Origin of the sequence: Brevibacterium sp. H602 (assembly GCF_051172395.1) — a bacterium.
In the GTDB taxonomy this organism is placed as follows: Bacteria; Actinomycetota; Actinomycetes; order Actinomycetales; family Brevibacteriaceae; genus Brevibacterium.
This window is the reverse complement of sequence record NZ_JBPIZD010000007.1, coordinates 128,408-145,146: the sequence shown is the minus strand read 5'-3', so window position 1 is coordinate 145,146 and position 16,739 is coordinate 128,408. Positions and strand designations below refer to the sequence as shown.

Sequence of the window (16,739 nt, the reverse complement as noted above, 5' to 3'; positions counted from 1 at the left end):
CGGGGCCAGGACTCTCGTGACGATCACGGAGAAGTCCTGGAAGCTCACCGAGGGTGGAGCCCAGGGGGCCTTCGGCAACTGCATGGGCTGGACCGGAATGCTCTCGGCGCTCAAGGTCTGGATCGAGCACGGAATCAACCTCCGCGAGGGCTACTACAAATAGGCCCGGAGCGTCAGAGTGCGGACGGCTTCAACGTCGCGCCCGGCGCGTACTGCCTTTGCGTTCCCCGTTGTGCCCGGATCTCCGGAATGAGAACTGCGAGGACCGCGGCAAGGAAGACGGCCTGCATTGCTGTGCGCGGCACCAGCTGGTCGTCCCACGGCAGATTCTCGCCGGTCAGCGCCAGGTGCACATTCGCCGGGAACATGAGGATGAGCATCAGCCCCAGCCCGCCGGCCGCCCATGGGCGAGTCGGGCTTAGCAGCAGGCCGATGGCTCCGAACAGTTCGAGCACCCCGGTCACGGTGACGAGCGCGGCTGCTGCCGGAAGCCATGGCGGCACCATGTCGATGAGAGCCTCGCGCATGCCGACGAAATGGGAGATGCCGGTGACGATGAACATCACGGCCAGTCCGAACCTGAGCGCCACCGGCCACGTGCCGAGGCCATGTTCGGCCGCTGCCGAGTTGAAGTGCCCGACGGCGTTGACGACGAGAGTTGTGATGAGGAGAAAGAGCAAGGGTGCCATGAGAGGCTCCTTCGATGAGCGAAGCCTTGCGGCCCCAGCGAATCTTTACACTGAAAAGATAGACCGCTGACGAGTATCTTGTCAATGAAAAGTTTGCTCCGGTACGATCGAAGTGTGACTTATCATCATGGGGATCTGCGTCGGACTCTGTTGGCGGAGACCGCCTCGGCGATTGCCGAGGACGGCGTGGCCAAACTGAGCATGCGTGCGCTGGCGAAGCGGGCCGGAGTCTCCAACGCCGCTCCGACGTATCATTTCGGCGATAAATCCGGTCTGCTCACGGCGCTCGCGGCCGAAGGGTACGACCGTCTCGCAGAGGCGCTGGTCGGAGTCGACGACGGCGGACTCATCGACCGCGGAGTCGCCTATGTCGAATTCGCGCTCGCCTGCCCATCCCACTTCACGGTGATGTTCCAGCCCCGGCTGCTCGACGATGACGACTCCGAACTGACTGCGGCACGTCAGCGGGCGTGGGCTGCGCTCTCGGTCGGAGTGGCGAAGACCAGATCAGGGCCGGACTCCGATTTCGGGGTGGCGGCATGGTCACTCGTCCACGGATACGCCACGCTGGTGCTCAGCGGAGCAGTGGAGCCCGAAGACGCACTCGAACAGGCGCGCATTGTGGCGGGCCACCTCGTTGAGGGTGCTGACAAGAGCGGCTGAGGGGCCGGTCCGGATCCGCTGAGAGGTCGAGGCTGATCCGCCTGTATGGCGGTCGGGCGTCTGCGGCGCCCCGGAATCACTTGCCGGCGACCTTCTTCTGCCCCGGTTCGAGTCCGTGGGAGTTCTTGATGAAGAACGCGCCGATGACGCCGAGGATGCCGACGCAGGCGGCGACGAAGAACGCGACGTTCGCGCCGTGCACCAGGCCCGCCATGCCGTAGGTCTCCGGGTTCCGCGCGGCCGAGACCATGATCGTCACGAGCGCCGCGGTGCCGACGGACGCGGCGATCTGGCGCAGCGTGTTGTTCAGGGCAGTGCCGTGGGGGATGAGGTGCGAGGGCAGCTGGTTGAGCGCGGCCGTGGTCACCGGCATCATCACCATGGCGACACCGAACATGCGGATCGTGTTGACCACGGCGAGGTAGACGAACGACGTGTCCGGTTCCAGCCGAGCGAAGAGGAACGTGGTTCCGGTGAGCAGGACGAAGCCGGCGATCGCGAGCCATTTGGCGCCCACGGCATCGAACACGCGACCGGTCACCGGCGACATCAGTCCCATCACCGCGGCGCCGGGAAGCAGGACCAGACCCGACTCCATGGCCGAGAAGTCATTCATGTTCTGCATGTACAGCGGCAGGACCATCATGCCGCCGACCATGACGATGAACACGCACATGCCCAGCAGGGTGTTGAGCGTGAACATGCGGTAGCGGAGGATGCGGAACTCGAGGATCGGCTGTTCGAGCTTGAACTGGCGGGTGATGAAGAACGTCAGAGTGATCGCGCCGATGACCAGCGGGATGAGCACCTCGGCGCTGAGCCAGCCGGCGTCACCGGCGGTGCCGAAGCCGAACAGCAGTCCGCCGAAGCCGAAGGTGGAGAGGATGATCGAGAGGACGTCGAGGCGGGGGAAGGTGCGTTCGGTGACGTTCGTGAGCAGGAAATAGGCGACGATGAGGTCGATGATCGCGATCGGCAGCATCATGTCGAACAGCGTCTGCCACGGCAGGTGGTCGACGATCCAGCCAGAGAGGCTGGGGCCGATAGCCGGGGCGAAGGCGATGACGAGTCCGAAGGTCCCCATGGCCGAACCGCGTTTCTCGACGGGGAAGATCGCGAAGAGGATCGTCTGCATGAGCGGCATGATGATGCCGCCGGCCGAGGCCTGGATGACGCGGCCGATGAGCATCACCGGATAGACCGGGGCGATCGCGCAAATGAGAGTGCCGAGGATGAATAGGCCCATGGCGGTGAAGAACAGGCCTCGCGTCGTGAATTTCTCGATGAGGAAGGCGGTCACCGGAATCATGATGCCGTTGACGAGCATGAAGCTGGTCGTCACCCACTGTGCGGCGCCGGAGGTGATGTCGAAGTAGTGCATGAACGCCGGTAGGGCGGTGTTGAGCAGCGTCTGGTTGAGGATGATGACGAACGCGCCTGAGACGAGAACCGCAAGCACGAGGTTTCGGTTGACCGGGGTGCCTTCTGACGGGTCCTTCTGAATATCGTCTCCGTTCGCCAATGGCATCCCCTCACCTGTTCGTCGTCTGCGTCTCTTCTCGTCTTCCAGCGACAGCCCGCCCGAGGCGGTGTGCTGAATGGGCCCCTCTTCGCGCCCGGAATTAAATTCCTTGGTTATATAACCGTTTTATGCAGTTTAACGCACGACCCTCGCCGAGACGGCCCCGGGTCGGTGTGAGATTCGTCGAGTTCATCTCCCGGTTGGGTGACAGACACCCGTCGCCGGTGCGGACGATCCTGATCGTGGCCCGATACGGGGCCGCGGTCGGAATCGCAACGGTCGGCCGCCTCGGTGAGGGGCCGGTCGGACGGTCGGCCGCCTCGGTGAGGGATCAGGTCAGGCGGGTGGCCGGCGACTGGGTCTTGTTGGGGTCGGTCTCCGGCAGGTCGCCGAGGATGTCGTCGATGCGCGTGAGGACGTCCGCGTCGAGGGTGACCCCGGCGGCCTCGGCGTTCGAGGCGATCTGCTCGGGGCGGGAGGCGCCGACGAGGGCGGTGGCGACGTTGTCGTTGGCCAGCACCCAGGCGATCGCGAGCTGCGCCATAGGGATTCCGAGCTCGTCGGCGATCGGTTCGAGCTTCGCCACTGCCGTCAGTTTGTCGTCGTGAAGATAGCGGCTCCTGATCGATTCAGCGCCGCCGCCGTCCTCGTCGGTTGCCCGGGATCCGGCGGGGACCGGCTGGCCGGGTTTGTACTTGCCGGTCAGCGCGCCCTGCGCGATCGGGGACCAGACGATCTGCGAGATGCCGAGTTCCTTCGACGTCGGGACGACCCGTTCCTCGATGACGCGCCAGAGCATGTTGTACTGCGGTTGGTTCGACACGAGCTGGATGCCGAGGTCGCGGGCCAGGTGGTGGGCGGCGCGCAGCTGGTCGGCGTTCCATTCGCTCACGCCGATGTAGAGAGCTTTGCCGGAGCGGACGATGTCGGCGAAGGCCTGCATCGTCTCTTCCAGTGGGGTTTCGTAGTCGTAGCGGTGGGCTTGGTAGAGGTCGACGTAGTCGGTGCCGAGTCGGCGCAGCGAGCCGTTGATCGACTCCATCATGTGCTTGCGCGACAGCCCGGTGTCATTGTGTCCCTTGGGTCCGGTGGGGAAGTAGACCTTCGTGAAGATCTCGAGCGATTCGCGTCGTTGGCCCTTGAGCGCATCGCCGAGGACCTGTTCGGCGACGGTGTTCGCGTAGACGTCGGCGGTGTCGAAGGTGGAGATGCCCGCGTCGAGGGCGGCGTGCACGCACTTCGTGGCGGTGTCGTTCTCCACCTGCGAACCGTGCGTGAGCCAGTTGCCGTAGGTGATCTCGGAGATCTTGAGTCCGCTGTTTCCCAGATATCTGTGCTCCATGACCTCAGCCTACGACCGGGTGGGGGAGTGCGGAACCCCTCGCCGAAGCTGGGGGTCAGAATCCCGCGGGCCCTGTCACTTGGTCAGGGTCGGGAAAATGGAATCAGGCTGGGCTAGGTCCACGATGACATGTCCAATGGCGCTGGACTCGACCTTGGCAGCCACGATCTCCCCGTTGTCGGGATTGACGACGACCGTGGCAGGAACAGCTGATTCTTCTATCTCTTTGATCTTAACTGGATCGGTTGTCGCCCCTGGGACGAGGTCGAGAGGGTGGGCCTCCGCGCCGTCTTCGAGCAGCGAATCGATGCGGTCTTTCTCGCTGGCCGGGGAAGCGGCTACGTGTGCAGCACCCTCATCGGCCATAGCCATCGCGGGGTGGGCAGAGACCACGGTGCCGGCGGCCACAGCCAATCCGCTGACAGACAGCGCAAGCTTCTTCATGATCATCCGATCTGTAGGGGGAAGTCCGGAACCAGGCCATCGTACCCAGCTCCACGCTCGGCTCACCTGACCGACACGAGAGCCGGACGATCGCCTGGTTCCGGCTGTCAGTCCTTATGCGGGCGCAGCCGCCCGGCTTTGACCGCGTCTGTACAGAGCTGAGACGAGAGCACCCACCAGCGCTCCAGCCGTGATTCCGGTCCAACCGATGATCACCGTCGCCGAATTGAATTGCGCTCGGCCGAGTGGAATCAGCAGATACTGGACGACTTCGACCGCGAGTGAACTCAATAGGGCCAGCGAACCGAAAAGCATGACATTCCGTCGCCTGGAGTACAAGCCGCTCGCGAAGCCTGCCGGTGCAAAGAGCAGCAGGTTCATCGACTGCCAATTCACATGGGTCAGCGCACCCGGGGATGGCAGAGACCAGATCCACACCCGTGTGGTTCGAAGCCCCTCGTGAGCCTCGAACGCTTGGCTTGAAGGAGTGAGAGTCGCGGCAAGGATCAGCGACAGACTTGCTAACCACAGGAAGACGACGGCGGGATGTTCGTGGATCTGTCTCCCAAGGCGTTTCGAGAAGATTCCGGCGATAGTGGCACCGAGGGTGAACGCAGGCAGCGCGAATGGCAGAGCAGCCAGATACCTGAGCATTCACATCCTCGCGCAGTTCGAATTGCCGGTCGGCATAGTCGTCCTGAATCGTATCGCCAATCTGTCCGACTGTTAGCCAGCGCTTCCGTGTTGACCCCTTCGCCGAGGCGGAGTTCAGTCCACGGGCGAGACGCGGATGAGATTCCCGTCGGGATCGGCGACGACGAAGGTGCGCCCGAAGACTGCGTCGTAGGGCTCGGAAACGACAACAACTTCCTTTGCGGTCCAGTCGGCGAAAACAGCATCGACTGCTTCTGCGGTTCCGGGCACCATGAGTCCGACTTCTGACGTGCGCACTGATGTTTTTGTGACTGACTCACTTGCGCCGCTCCAGAGGGAGAACAGAACTCCCGGTGCGATTTCGAATGAGACGTAGTGGGGTGTGACCATCTCGGGTTCCATCTCGAAGAGGTTGCTGTAGAAGGCCGTCGAGGCGGCGGTGTCGGTGACGTAGATGAGGAACAGGTTCGGTGCAGGCATGAGGTGCTCCTTCTGTTTGCTGGTTTTCGATGATTTCGACGTTCGGTGACCTTCAGTTCGGTCGCCGTGGTTCTACACTGACAGCAATAGATGACAGCCCATGTCATGTTTGGAAACGAGCTCGGAAAAATTCTCTGCAGGGGGGGGGGAGGAGGAACGAAGTGAAACGTCCGCAGCGATTGCTGTCGATCATCGTGGCGCTCCAGTCCGCTGCTCAGACGACGGCTGCTCGTCTGTCCGAACAGTTCGGTGTTTCGGTGCGAACGATCCTGCGTGACATCGACGCATTGATCGAAGCGGATGTGCCGGTCGTTGCAGCGCCCGGCCGCTACGGCGGGATCTCCCTGCAGACGAGAACGCAGATCGACGTGAACCGGCTATCCGCAACCGAAGCGGAGGCGCTGGCGCTGGTCGGTTTGGATTTCAGAAGTGCGCGCCATCTCGGCCTCGAAGAGGGAATGCTGCGGGCCTTCCAACGCTTAGACGCGCGGCGGCCAAAGCCGTTCGAGCGGACAGATCAGCAACCTATTCCTCTCCGTGAAGTGGTCGAGATCGATAGCTCGGCATGGTTCGCCGACGAAGCGGCATTCGACTTCGCTGACCTCGTCGATTGCCTCCGGTCGGCCCGGCGATTGCAGATCGAATATCGGTCAAGCGGGAAAGCTGAAACGCGAATCTATCAGGTCGACCCGTATGGTCTCTATCTGCGAGGCGGGCGGTGGTACCTCATTGCCGATGTCGATGGGAATCCGCGCATGTTCGCCATGACCCGAATGCGGAAGTGGACTGTTCTTGAATCTGTACGGACGCTCCGGCCGGAGACGACGCTGCAGGGTGTTGCGCAATTTTTGGTCGAGCGTCTGGAGAGCCGAGAGGACGTATTTGTGACGGCTCTTCTCGAGGTCGGAGGAGAGGATATTGCGCGCAGGATCCTCGGCAGTCGACTGCGTTCCGTCGAACAAGTGCCGACTGATGATGCGAAAGTACGGATCATCGTCGCTTACGACCAACTCGACGGAGTCAGGCAGCTCATGCAATTCACCGACCACATCGAAGTCATCGATCCACCGGCGGCGCGGGAGCTGGTCAGGAAGCTGGCCGCCGACATGGCGGCACGACATTGAGGTATCGCTGGTGCGACGTGCGGCGACCATAGCCAGGACGAATCAGGCGATCTGGATTCGAGTTTCTCCGAAGACGAAGTCGAGTGTCAGGTTTCCGCCAACTGCTTCCAGGCAGCGCCGAGCAGTGCCGATCCTGGTGTTCTCAAGGTCTCCGTGCTCAATCTTGGAGACTTGGCGTTGTGAAACGCCGATTCTGTCGGCGAGTTCCTGCTGAGTGAGCCCGGCGGTTGATCGGAGTTCCTTCAGACGGTGGGCGCGGACTTCCGCGAGCATTCGCTGCTTGTGGCGTTCAACGTTCTCACGGTCCACTGGATGGTGGTCGAGGAAATCGCTCAGAGTCTCAGCCATTCTTCTCACTTCCCTCTCAATCGCACTAGGTGTTGAGTGTCCTGAGGCCAGATGAACGTCCACCTCCCACCTCTTCCAATATAGAACCTCTAGGTTCTGAACTCATTAATGTGAAGATCGCGATTTCCGAGGAGCATGCCGGGACGTCCGGAATCACGCCATAGGCGCTCGCCGCCGCATATCCGCGAGGGCGAGGTCGTATCGGAGCGGATGCACCGCGGTACTTGCCAGTTCGGTACACCTTCCTCTGGATTGCCCACTGAAGAAAGTGATCAATTCAGAGCGGGGCGTACCGAACTCTTGTTGCCAGCAAGGACAGCGTCCGTGCCTCAGCGCGCCGGACCGGCGTTCTCCGCAATATGTCCCCGCAGGGTCGCCGCGAACGCCGCGGAATCGCCGGAGCGCAGATGTGCGACGAGCGCCTCGTGTTCGGCGATGAGGTCGTCCGACCGATCGAGCAGGTGTCGGCTGTTCATGAATAGGGTGAATCTGTGCCGGTCCGAGAGCAGCGAATACATCTCGAGCATGACCCGGTTGTCCCCTGCCTCGACGAAGCCGCGGTGGAACTCCAGGGTGAGTTCGATGAAACGCGCGACATCCCCCTCGGCGAAAGCGGCTCGATGCTGCGTGATGAGATCACCGAGCTTCTCCGCCAATCGCTGCCGCATGGGTTCGGTGGCCCGCTCGACAGCGGTCGTCTCGAGCACAAAGCGGGCATCGGCGAGCTCGGCGACAGTGCGTTCGTCGATGCCTTGGACGATCGCCCCGCGCTTGGGATAGATGTGGATCCATCCCTCGTCCTGCAGCCTGGCCAGAGCCACGCGCACTGGCGTGCGGCTGACGCCGATCTCGGTGGCCAGCGCCGCCTCGCCGAGCATCGTGCCGGGCGTGTGAGAGCCGTTGAGGATCTGCCCGCGGATGACCGAATAGGCGCGCTCGGCCGCGCTCATTGATTCGGTCGCCGTTCTCGAGGATCCTGTCTTCTTACTCATTTCCCCACCCCGTCCTGTCTCGCGGCGGCAGCGGGCCGGTCGGCCGCCTCGGCGAGGGCGGGTGCGCGGCGTCCGGGCCAGCTCATCAGCGGGATCGCGCGGATCGAGAATCCAACGGCGACGAGCAGGACGAACGTGGCCATGAGGTTGATCCACAGGAATCCGCCGGCGCCGAGCACGGACCCGGCCATCGCCGCCATGAGCGCCCCGCCGAGGTTCATCGCCGAATCCGAAGCGCCCTGCAGCGGCACCTTCGCATGCGCCGGCACCGAGGCGGTGAGCAGGGACGAGCCGCCGATGAGGAACATCGACCACCCGATTCCGAGCAGCGACAGCGCAGTCGACAGCAGCACCATCGACGACTCCGGGGCCACCGCATCGATGACCCCGAGGACGATAGTGAGAACGAAGATACCGGCCCCACCTGCGATGACGACGCCCGAACCCCACCGGTCGGCCATCCAGCCGAATACAGGGGACAGGGCGTACATGCCGGCGATGTGGATGCTCACGACGATGCCGATCGCGCCGAGGCTGAACTCCTGGTGATCCATGTGCACCGGGGTCATGACCATGACGTTGGTCATCATCATCTGCCCCGCGATGATCGTGATCATCGCGAACAGCGGCACCGGGCGGGCCAGGGCGAAGCGCAGCGCTTCGCCGAGTTTCATCGGGGGAGGGGCGGTCGCCTCGGTGGTGGTGGACTTGTCGGTCGGGGCGGATTCCTTCGCCGAGGCGGCGCTGCCGTTGACCTCGGCCGTGCCCTCACCGTCGTGGCCGGGATCGTCGACCCTGGGTTCGCCGGGGTGGGCGGTGCCGGCGGCCACCGACTTCGTCAGCGTCGAGGCCGACAGCGTCGCCAGGGCGAACGCGACCATCGAGATGAGGTAGGGCCCGGCCAATCCGTTCATGCCCAGCGTTTCGCCGAGGTGGGCACCCGGGGCGGTGAAGCTGGGGCCGAGGACGGAGCCGACGGTCGTCGCCCACACCACCAGGGACATCGCGCGACCAGCGGCGGCCGGGTCGGCGAGGTCGACGGCGGCGTAACGGGCCTGCAAGCCCGAGGCGGTCGAGGACCCGCACATCATCATCCCGAGCATGAACAAGGGCAGGAACTGGAGAGCCACACCGATGAGGACGACCACCGCGCCGAGCGTGCCGATGCCGAAGCCCAAGGTCAACGCCTTGCGACGACCGGAGCGACCGGCGAGCACGGCGAGGGGATAGGCGATGAGACCGGCGCCGAGGATGACGCTCATCTGCGCGAATCCGGCCATCGAGGTCTGCCCGGTGATCTCTTCGGCGAGCAGTCCGCCGACGGCATACCCGGAGGCGATGCCGGCTCCCGAGAGGAGCTGGGCAGTGATGAGTTTGGCCTGTTCGCGGATGTGGCTGGTCATGGTGGTCTCACGTCGTTGTAGTGGTCAAGACCCACTCACATTAACTTGCATCCATCTTGGATACAAGAGTGAGGCTGGCCGCAGGTGGGACAGACAGGGACGACCGAGGTGGTGGCCGGCCGATGCCCTTGGCCTGACCGCGCGAACCTCAGACTCTTGCGACGGTGAAGTGCCGGTCGCCCTCTGGTGATTCGAGTTCGTCGATGACGGCAGCGGCGAGGTCCTCGGCGCTGATGCGAGCCTGGCCGTCCGCCCCGATGAGCAGGACTGTCGTTCCGCGCTGGTACTCGCCGAGGCGGTTGCCGGGTTCGAGCACCGCCGGCGGGCTGAGATAGGTCCAGTGGTCTCCGCCCTGGTTGCGGCAGACGTCGAGCTGGGCGACGCTGGCGGCAGCGAGCTCCTTCCACTCGGCGGCGACGAACTCCGGGTCGTCGACTACGAGGATGTCGGCCCGGTTCGGGGAGCGCAGCGGCCCGGCACCGCCGACGATGAGCAGCGGCACCCTCGCGTGAGCGGTCGCTTGCAGCACTTCCTCCGTGATGGAGAGGAACTGCTGTGTCTGACCGGGTGTCGCGCGCACAGTGAGAACGGCTGCGTCGGCAACGCGCAGGGCACGGTCGAGGTCCTGCGAACGACTGGCGTCAATCGCCAGCGGATGCACCTCGGGGCGAGGTGTGTGTTCGGGGTGGCGGGAGGCGGCGATGATGTCATGGCCGCGGTCGGCGGCCTCGGCGACGATGCGGGACCCGACCATGCCGGTAGCTCCGATGACGGTGATCTTCATGCTGTGGGCTCCTTCTCTGTGCGATCCAGGGTGCGTGCACGGGTGAAAACGGTCGGGGAGAGCTGACCGCAGGCCAGCGCGGCCAGAGCGAGGACGAAGCCGGAGACCTGTGCGAGATTGAGGCTCTCACCGGCGAAGACGATGCCGAGTCCGGCGGCCACGAGCGGGGAGAGCAGCCCGAGCAGGGCGGTGGCAGTGACCGGCAGGCGTCCGAGGCCGCGGAACCACAGGGTGTACGCGAGCAGTCCGCCGATCCCGCCCAGCCACAGATAGCCGGCGATGCCGGGGGCGTCGACCTGTGCGGGGACGCCTTCGACGAGCAGGGTGGGCAGGAGGAGGACGAGTCCGCCGGCGCTCAGCTGCCAGCTCGCGAAGCCGACCGGTCCGATGCCGGGCGGCAGTCCCCACTTCTTGACGAGGATGACGCCGGTCCCCATCGAGGCGGCGCCGAGGATGCCCGCTGCGATGCCGATTGGATCGAAACCGGCGCCGGGGCCGAGCACGACGAGACCGACTCCGGCAACGCCGACGAACCCCCAGCCCAATCGCCACACCGACAGGCGCTCACCGAGGACGATGACTGCGAGGACGGTGACGAGGATCGGCTGCGCGGCACCCAGAGTCGCAGCGACCCCGCCGGGCAGGCGAGCGGCTGCGACGAACAGGAGCGGAAAGAAGATCCCGATGTTGAGCGTCCCGAGCACCAGTGCTTTCCACCACCAGGACCCGGTGGGCAGGCGGCGGGCGATGAGGAGGCCGATGAGGCCGGCCGGCAGGGCGCGCATGAGGGCGGCGAAGAGCGGATGGCCCGCGGGCAGGAATTCCGTGGTCACGAGGTAGGTCGTGCCCCAAACTGCAGGGGCGAGCGCGGTGAGGACGGTGGCTCCGACTCGTGAGTGCGTCGGTGACGGGGCGGATGGGGTGGGCGTGGTCGTCGTTGTCATGACACCAGCGTCAGCCCGCGCACTGCCATGAGTCCAACACATTGTTTTCATCCGATCAATGAACTGAGATCATTGATGGATGGAGTTGCAGCAGCTGCGCTATGTCCTCGCCGTCGCCGAGGAGCGGAATTTCACCCGAGCGGCGACGAAGACTCATGTCGTCCAGTCGGCGTTGAGCCATCAGATCAAGGCCCTCGAACGCGAGCTCGGCGTCCGACTCTTCGCCCGGACCAGCCGAAGAGTCGAACTGACCGAAGCCGGGCACGCCTTCGTAGCCGGTGCCCGAGCCACCCTCGACGCTGCGGATCGGACCGTCACTGAGGCGGTCGCGGCGACCGGACAGATGCGCGGAAGTCTGAGCGTCGGAGCGATCCCGACGGTGACCCGACTCGACCTCACTGCGGTCCTCGGCCGGTTCCACCGCACGTATCCGCAGGTGAGTATCGGCATGAGCGTGGGAGGCAGTCTCGACTTCATCGAACGGATCCGGACGGGAAGCCTCGATGCGGCGGTCCTCGGACTGCCGGAGGACGTCGAGCCGAAGGGCGTGGCGAGCACCGTCATCGCACAGGAGAGGCTCGTGGCCGTGCTCGGCCCGGGCCATCGGTTCGCCGAACGCCGACGGCTGCGGCTGGCCGATCTCGCCGATGAGGCATTCGTCGACTTCCCCTCCGACAGTCCCGGTCGTTCACAGTCCGATCGGGCCTTCGCCGAGGCGGGACTGACCCGAACGGTTGCGTTCGAATCGATGCTCGTGGACATGATGCTCGACCTCGTCGGGCAGGGGCTTTGTATTGCGCTGCTCGCCCCGGCGGTTGTGCCGGACGGGCGAGAGCTGGCCACTGTGCCCGTGACCGACGGACCTAAGCGCGCGGAATACCTCGCCTGGAGCGAATTCAATCCGAGCCCGGCGGCGTCGGCCTTTGTTGAGTCGGCGTTGGCGAGCCTTGGGGCGGAATAAGGTTGAGGAAGCGACACACTCACAGGCAGGAGCCCGCATGATCAGGCAAGACCGCACCGACGACATTCTCACCGTCACCATCGACAATCCGGGGCAGGCGAATGCGCTCACCGAGGACATGCTCGGACAGCTCAGCGACGCCTTCACCGAGGCGGTTGCTGACGAGAGCTTGCGCGCGGTCCTGCTTACCTCGGCCGGCGGACGCGGATTCTCAGCCGGAATGGACACCGCACAGTTCGCGCACACGAGTGCCTCGCAGGCACACGAGACGATCAGCCGCCTCGGCGAGGTCTGCGAAGCCATCAAGAACTGCGCCCTTCCGATCGCAGTGGCGATCGACGGCTACTGCATCGGCGGGGCCGCCGAGATCGCCGCGGCCGCAGATTTCCGCATCGGCAGCAGCGAGTCCTGGTACTCGATGCCCGAAGTGCGCATCGGCATCCCATCGGTGCTCGAATCGGTCAATCTCCACCGCCTCATGGGCTGGACCAAAGCGACCGAATTCGTCCTCACCGGCAACCGATTCACTGCGGAGGACATGCTGCGGTGCGGATTCCTCAACGACATCGTCGCCGAGGAGGCTACCCCGGCAGGTGGGGGAACCGCGGTTGCCGCCTCGGGGAGTGGAAGGACCGCACTCGAAGAGCGCGCGCTCGCCCTCCTGCGCGACACCACGCAGGCCAGCCGGGCCGTCATCGCGCAGCAGAAGCGACTGCTGCGGTCGTGGAAGAACACCTTCGAGGCGCAGGCGATTGCCGACAGCAAGAAGGAATTCGCGCTCGCCTTCGCCGCGAAAGCCGAGAGACAGTAGCCTGAGAACTTAACGAACGATTGAGGAGGATGCGTGACAGACAACGAGGTCACACCACTGCCCGAGGCTTTCTACCTCCCTCGCGGTGAGAACGAATTCGACTCGACCCGGGCCACGACGAGCCCCTGGGACGAACGGATGCAGCACGGCGGGCCGCCCGCAGCACTGCTCGCCCGGGCCGTCGAACGCGTCCGCGAGGACGAGGCGATGAGCATCGGGCGGCTGACGATCGACATGCTCGGCCCCATCCCGCAGGGCCGCATCCGCACCGAGGCGACGATCGTGAGACCAGGAAGGCGCATCGAACTCGTCGAAGCCAAACTCTGGGCCGAGGACCGTCTCGCCGTCACCGCAACCGCGTGGAGGATGCGATCGACACCGGACTCCAGCGCCGAGGTGGCCTCGACCTTCGACACCTCGGCGGTGCCGGAACCGCAGGAGCAGAAGTACTTCCCCGGCATCAGCCCCGACTGGGGCTACGGACGTGCTATCGAGTGGCGCTTCGTCTCCGGCGGTCTCCAGGAACTTGGGGCGGCCGACGTCTGGGTACGCCCGCGCATCCCGCTCGTCGCGGGTGAACAAACCAGCCCGATTCAGCGCTTCGTCATCGTGGCGGACTCGGCGAACGGTGTCTCGGCGGCTGTGCCGTACGGGGAGTGGACGTTCATCCCTCCGTCGCTGTCGCTGACGTTCGCACGGGAACCGAAGTCCGAATGGCTGAATATGAATGTCCGCACCCATGTCGGCCCCGACGGTCGCGGCGTCGCCGACGGCAACCTGGCTGATGAGATCGGCTACGTCGGAGCTGTGACCCAACCGCTGCTCATTGCCCGACTCTGAGATCCTGAGAGCATGGAGTTCCTCGGGCTCGTCCTCATCGGCTGCCTCGTCGGCCTGACCACCGTGCTCTTCGGGTTCGGCGGCGGCTTCGTCACGGTCCCGATCATCACCCTGGTCGATTCGGATCTCGGACATGACACGGCACGGGTGGCGGCGGCCACCTCGGCGCTGGTGATGCTCGTCAATGCGATCGTCGCGACGGTGTCGACGAAGCGATCCACGCTCGCCCACCTCAAAGGGCGGTGGTGGCTGCTCGGACTGCTCGCGCTGGGCGGGGGATTGGGCGCGTTCGCGGGGCGGTTCGCTCCGGACGCGCTGCTGCAGTGGGGGTTCGTCGCGTACATCGCGGCCACGGCCATCGATCTGCTCGCCCGGCCGGGATTCTTCCGGCGCAAGCCCGCGGTCGTCGACAACGTTGGCGAAGTCAGCGAGGGAGGCCGTGGAATCGCCGCGGTCTGGGGAGTGCCGATCGGTGGGCTGGCGTCGTTCCTCGGCGTCGGCGGGTCGGTGATGACGGTGCCGATGATGCGCCGGTCCGGGGCGACGATGACCGTGGCCACGACCCTGGCCAACCCGCTGACCTTGGTGATCATGAGTCCGGCTGTGCTCGTGACGATACTGACCCCGGCGGCGATCGATGCCCCGGGCATCGTGGGATCACTCGACCTGGTGGCGGCCGCGGCGCTGCTCATCGGTGGACTGCCGATCATCGTGTTCCTGCGCCGCCGGGTGCCGAAGATCCCCGAGATCCTCCACGCCTGGGGCTATTTCGTGCTGCTCGTGGCGGCCGGGGTAGTCGTCGCGGTGGCGTGAGGAGGCCGGTGCCCTCAGGCGTCGACTGACGCCCTGCGATACCGGCTGGGGCGGATCCCGTACTCGCGATAGAAGGCAGTGCTCAGTGAGTATCCGCTGGAGTAGCCGACTTCGCGTGCCACAGATTCGACTGTCGAGTCGCTCTGCTCAAGGAGGTCGGCGGCCAAGCACAGACGCCAGCTCGTCAGGTATGTCAGAGGGGGCTCTCCCAACAGTTCGGTGAAGCGTCTCGCCAGCGTCGCTCGCGAGACGTTCGACTGTTCGGCCAGCGTCGCGATGGTCCATGGGTGCTCCGGGAAGGCATGGATGGCGCTGAGCGCGGCGCCCACGGTAGGGTCGGAGCTCGCGCGGTACCAGCCTGGGGCCTGAACTTCGGGCATTGCGAACCAGTCCCGCAGCGCCGCAGCCAGCACGACGTCGAGCAGCCGATCGAGGATGACCTGCTGCCCGGGCTCTTCGCGCATGATCTCCGCCTCAAGAAGACCCAGCGTCTTCGTGCGCTGTGACTCGTGCGGCACGACGAATACCCGGGGGAGTGTCGTCAGCAGGCGGTCGGCTACGCGACCGTTCACAGTGAATGATCCGGTCAGCATAGTGTCATCGGCATCCAACTGTGTGCCGCAGGTTCGGGTCCCCAGCGCAATGCTGTCAGCCACACCTCCGTCTGCGGCGAGGCAGACTCCCGCCTCCGTCTGGACATACATGGGATCAGGTGACATCCCGGGGTCACTGGTGACCTCGAAACGGGCCGGTCCGACGACGACGGCGATGTCATGGGGCCTGAGTCGGTGAGACTGTCCACCTTCGACGATCCACGCATCACCCCGGATCATGGCGACGAGAGTAAGAGAGGACTTCTCCGCGAACACTGCAGACCATGGCGGGTTCGCCAAAGTCCTACCCAGCAGCGCGCCGGACGACCGGATATGCGTGAGCACATTTGTCAGAGCATCCACGTTGTCATTTTAGATGATGGAGCATCTTTCTGATCGTATCGCCTATTCTCCGTCTCGTGCGCCTCGTATGTAATTGAGTCATGAACACATTTCATGAACCGATCTCCGGTCGCGCCCACTGGGTCTACACACATCCGCAGGCAGAGTCGCTCAACAGGCACCTGCTCCAGGTCGGCCGAGCCGCCCTGGCCGAAGAATACGAGCTCACAGTGTCGGACCTCTACGCCGAACGCTTCAACCCGACGCTCGGTGAACATGATCTCGGAAGTCTGTCCGGTGCCGGTGGGAACCTGGCGGAACTGACTGGCGAAGCCTATGCCCGGGGTGAGGTCGAGCCTGAGGTGAGACGCGAACAGGAGCGGCTGGCGGCGTCCGAACTCCTGGTTCTCCAGTTTCCGCTGTGGTGGTACGGGCCTCCCGCGATGCTCAAAGGATGGATCGACCGCGTGCTGCAGACCGGTTTCGCGCAAGGCGACGTCGATGACTCAACCGGTCTGCCGAGACGATACGGCGACGGCCGGCTCATGGGCAGGAAAGCACTGATCATCGTCACAGCAGGAGACGACAGTCGAACACTGGGCCCGCGTGGAATCAGCGGCGACCTCGAATCACTGCTCTTTCCGCTGACGCACGGTGCACTGTGGTACGTCGGGATCGAAACCCTCGACCTCCACGTCGTCTATGACGCGGACGGGCTCGGTGCCGACGGCAGAGAACAGGAAGCAGCGCGACTGACCTCTCGGATCGCGGGACTGCGCGAGGAATGTGCGCGTCCCTACCGCCGAATGCTGGGAGGAGACTACGACCGGTCCACTCGGGCACTGATCGACAGTGTCCATCCCGGACGCACGGATCTGACGATCCACCGGGTCAGTTGACCGAGGCTGCTCGACCGCTCGCCTCAGCCACGATCCTGCCCACCGACCGCTCGCATGAGCGCCGAGCGCTCGCCGCACAGTTTGTGCGCTC

19 protein-coding genes are annotated in these 16,739 nt (G+C 64.7%); 8 read left to right on the top strand and 11 right to left on the bottom strand.

Going from position 1 to position 16,739, the window contains the following annotated elements; genetic code table 11:
• The first annotated feature begins 16 nt into the window (after positions 1 to 16).
• Positions 17 to 163 (top strand): hypothetical protein, encoded by a 147-nt coding sequence (locus ACSBQT_RS07325; protein ID WP_435001295.1) that lies wholly within the window; start codon positions 17 to 19, stop codon positions 161 to 163.
• Positions 164 to 173: 10 nt separating this feature from the next.
• On the opposite strand, the gene ACSBQT_RS07320 is transcribed toward ACSBQT_RS07325, so the two are convergent.
• Complete coding sequence (locus ACSBQT_RS07320) at positions 174 to 689, bottom strand: DoxX family protein (protein ID WP_435001294.1); 516 nt, start codon at positions 687 to 689, stop codon at positions 174 to 176.
• Positions 690 to 803: 114 nt separating this feature from the next.
• Here ACSBQT_RS07320 and ACSBQT_RS07315 point away from each other — a divergent pair, with 114 nt between their 5' ends.
• On the top strand, positions 804 to 1,352 hold the full coding sequence (locus ACSBQT_RS07315; RefSeq protein ID WP_435001293.1) for a TetR/AcrR family transcriptional regulator: 549 nt from the start codon (positions 804 to 806) through the stop codon (positions 1,350 to 1,352).
• 76 nt (positions 1,353 to 1,428) lie between these two features.
• Here the strand turns inward: ACSBQT_RS07315 and ACSBQT_RS07310 are convergent, their stop codons facing one another.
• The 4 genes from ACSBQT_RS07310 to ACSBQT_RS07295 all read right to left on the bottom strand — a co-directional run bounded on the left by ACSBQT_RS07310 (position 1,429) and on the right by ACSBQT_RS07295 (position 5,794).
• Entirely contained in the window at positions 1,429 to 2,880 is a 1,452-nt protein-coding gene (locus ACSBQT_RS07310; protein ID WP_435001292.1) for an MDR family MFS transporter, read from the bottom strand.
• A 325-nt stretch (positions 2,881 to 3,205) separates the two neighbouring features.
• On the bottom strand, positions 3,206 to 4,216 hold the full coding sequence (locus tag ACSBQT_RS07305; protein WP_435001291.1) for an aldo/keto reductase family protein: 1,011 nt from the start codon (positions 4,214 to 4,216) through the stop codon (positions 3,206 to 3,208).
• Between the two features lie 75 nt (positions 4,217 to 4,291).
• A complete protein-coding gene (locus tag ACSBQT_RS07300) occupies positions 4,292 to 4,666 on the bottom strand; it encodes a hypothetical protein (protein ID WP_435001290.1) in 375 nt (124 codons plus the stop codon).
• A 762-nt stretch (positions 4,667 to 5,428) separates the two neighbouring features.
• Complete coding sequence (locus tag ACSBQT_RS07295; protein ID WP_172170430.1) at positions 5,429 to 5,794, bottom strand: VOC family protein; 366 nt, start codon at positions 5,792 to 5,794, stop codon at positions 5,429 to 5,431.
• Between the two features lie 161 nt (positions 5,795 to 5,955).
• Here ACSBQT_RS07295 and ACSBQT_RS07290 point away from each other — a divergent pair, with 161 nt between their 5' ends.
• Positions 5,956 to 6,918, top strand: coding sequence for a helix-turn-helix transcriptional regulator (locus ACSBQT_RS07290; RefSeq protein WP_435001288.1), 963 nt, complete (start codon positions 5,956 to 5,958; stop codon positions 6,916 to 6,918).
• 42 nt (positions 6,919 to 6,960) lie between these two features.
• Here ACSBQT_RS07290 and ACSBQT_RS07285 read toward each other — a convergent pair whose 3' ends face one another.
• The 5 genes from ACSBQT_RS07285 to ACSBQT_RS07265 form a co-directional block, all read right to left on the bottom strand.
• On the bottom strand, positions 6,961 to 7,329 hold the full coding sequence (locus ACSBQT_RS07285) for a helix-turn-helix transcriptional regulator (protein WP_435001287.1): 369 nt from the start codon (positions 7,327 to 7,329) through the stop codon (positions 6,961 to 6,963).
• A gap of 266 nt (positions 7,330 to 7,595) precedes the next feature.
• The gene (locus ACSBQT_RS07280; protein ID WP_410708645.1) at positions 7,596 to 8,258 is read right to left on the bottom strand and encodes a GntR family transcriptional regulator; all 663 of its coding nucleotides are present in this window, start codon (positions 8,256 to 8,258) and stop codon (positions 7,596 to 7,598) included.
• The gene (locus tag ACSBQT_RS07275) at positions 8,255 to 9,661 is read right to left on the bottom strand and encodes an MFS transporter (RefSeq protein ID WP_435001286.1); all 1,407 of its coding nucleotides are present in this window, start codon (positions 9,659 to 9,661) and stop codon (positions 8,255 to 8,257) included. The genes ACSBQT_RS07280 and ACSBQT_RS07275 overlap by 4 nt, the downstream gene beginning before the upstream one ends.
• 148 nt (positions 9,662 to 9,809) lie before the next feature.
• Entirely contained in the window at positions 9,810 to 10,445 is a 636-nt protein-coding gene (locus tag ACSBQT_RS07270; RefSeq protein ID WP_435001285.1) for an NAD(P)-dependent oxidoreductase, read from the bottom strand.
• The gene (locus ACSBQT_RS07265; RefSeq protein WP_435001284.1) at positions 10,442 to 11,389 is read right to left on the bottom strand and encodes an EamA family transporter; all 948 of its coding nucleotides are present in this window, start codon (positions 11,387 to 11,389) and stop codon (positions 10,442 to 10,444) included. The genes ACSBQT_RS07270 and ACSBQT_RS07265 overlap by 4 nt, the downstream gene beginning before the upstream one ends.
• A 79-nt stretch (positions 11,390 to 11,468) precedes the next feature.
• On the opposite strand from ACSBQT_RS07265, the gene ACSBQT_RS07260 reads away from it, so the two are divergent.
• From ACSBQT_RS07260 to ACSBQT_RS07245, 4 genes are read left to right on the top strand one after another with little or no spacing between them, the layout of a single operon-like run.
• The gene (locus tag ACSBQT_RS07260) at positions 11,469 to 12,350 is read left to right on the top strand and encodes a LysR substrate-binding domain-containing protein (RefSeq protein WP_435001283.1); all 882 of its coding nucleotides are present in this window, start codon (positions 11,469 to 11,471) and stop codon (positions 12,348 to 12,350) included.
• 37 nt (positions 12,351 to 12,387) lie between these two features.
• On the top strand, positions 12,388 to 13,161 hold the full coding sequence (locus tag ACSBQT_RS07255; protein ID WP_435001282.1) for an enoyl-CoA hydratase/isomerase family protein: 774 nt from the start codon (positions 12,388 to 12,390) through the stop codon (positions 13,159 to 13,161).
• 33 nt (positions 13,162 to 13,194) lie between these two features.
• Complete coding sequence (locus ACSBQT_RS07250; RefSeq protein WP_435001281.1) at positions 13,195 to 14,001, top strand: thioesterase family protein; 807 nt, start codon at positions 13,195 to 13,197, stop codon at positions 13,999 to 14,001.
• A 12-nt stretch (positions 14,002 to 14,013) separates the two neighbouring features.
• Positions 14,014 to 14,814 (top strand): sulfite exporter TauE/SafE family protein, encoded by an 801-nt coding sequence (locus ACSBQT_RS07245; protein ID WP_435001280.1) that lies wholly within the window; start codon positions 14,014 to 14,016, stop codon positions 14,812 to 14,814.
• A 14-nt stretch (positions 14,815 to 14,828) separates the two neighbouring features.
• Here ACSBQT_RS07245 and ACSBQT_RS07240 read toward each other — a convergent pair whose 3' ends face one another.
• A complete protein-coding gene (locus ACSBQT_RS07240; protein ID WP_435001279.1) occupies positions 14,829 to 15,770 on the bottom strand; it encodes a cupin domain-containing protein in 942 nt (313 codons plus the stop codon).
• A gap of 80 nt (positions 15,771 to 15,850) precedes the next feature.
• On the opposite strand from ACSBQT_RS07240, the gene ACSBQT_RS07235 reads away from it, so the two are divergent.
• Positions 15,851 to 16,648 (top strand): NAD(P)H-dependent oxidoreductase, encoded by a 798-nt coding sequence (locus ACSBQT_RS07235; RefSeq protein ID WP_435001278.1) that lies wholly within the window; start codon positions 15,851 to 15,853, stop codon positions 16,646 to 16,648.
• Positions 16,649 to 16,739 lie beyond the last annotated feature (91 nt).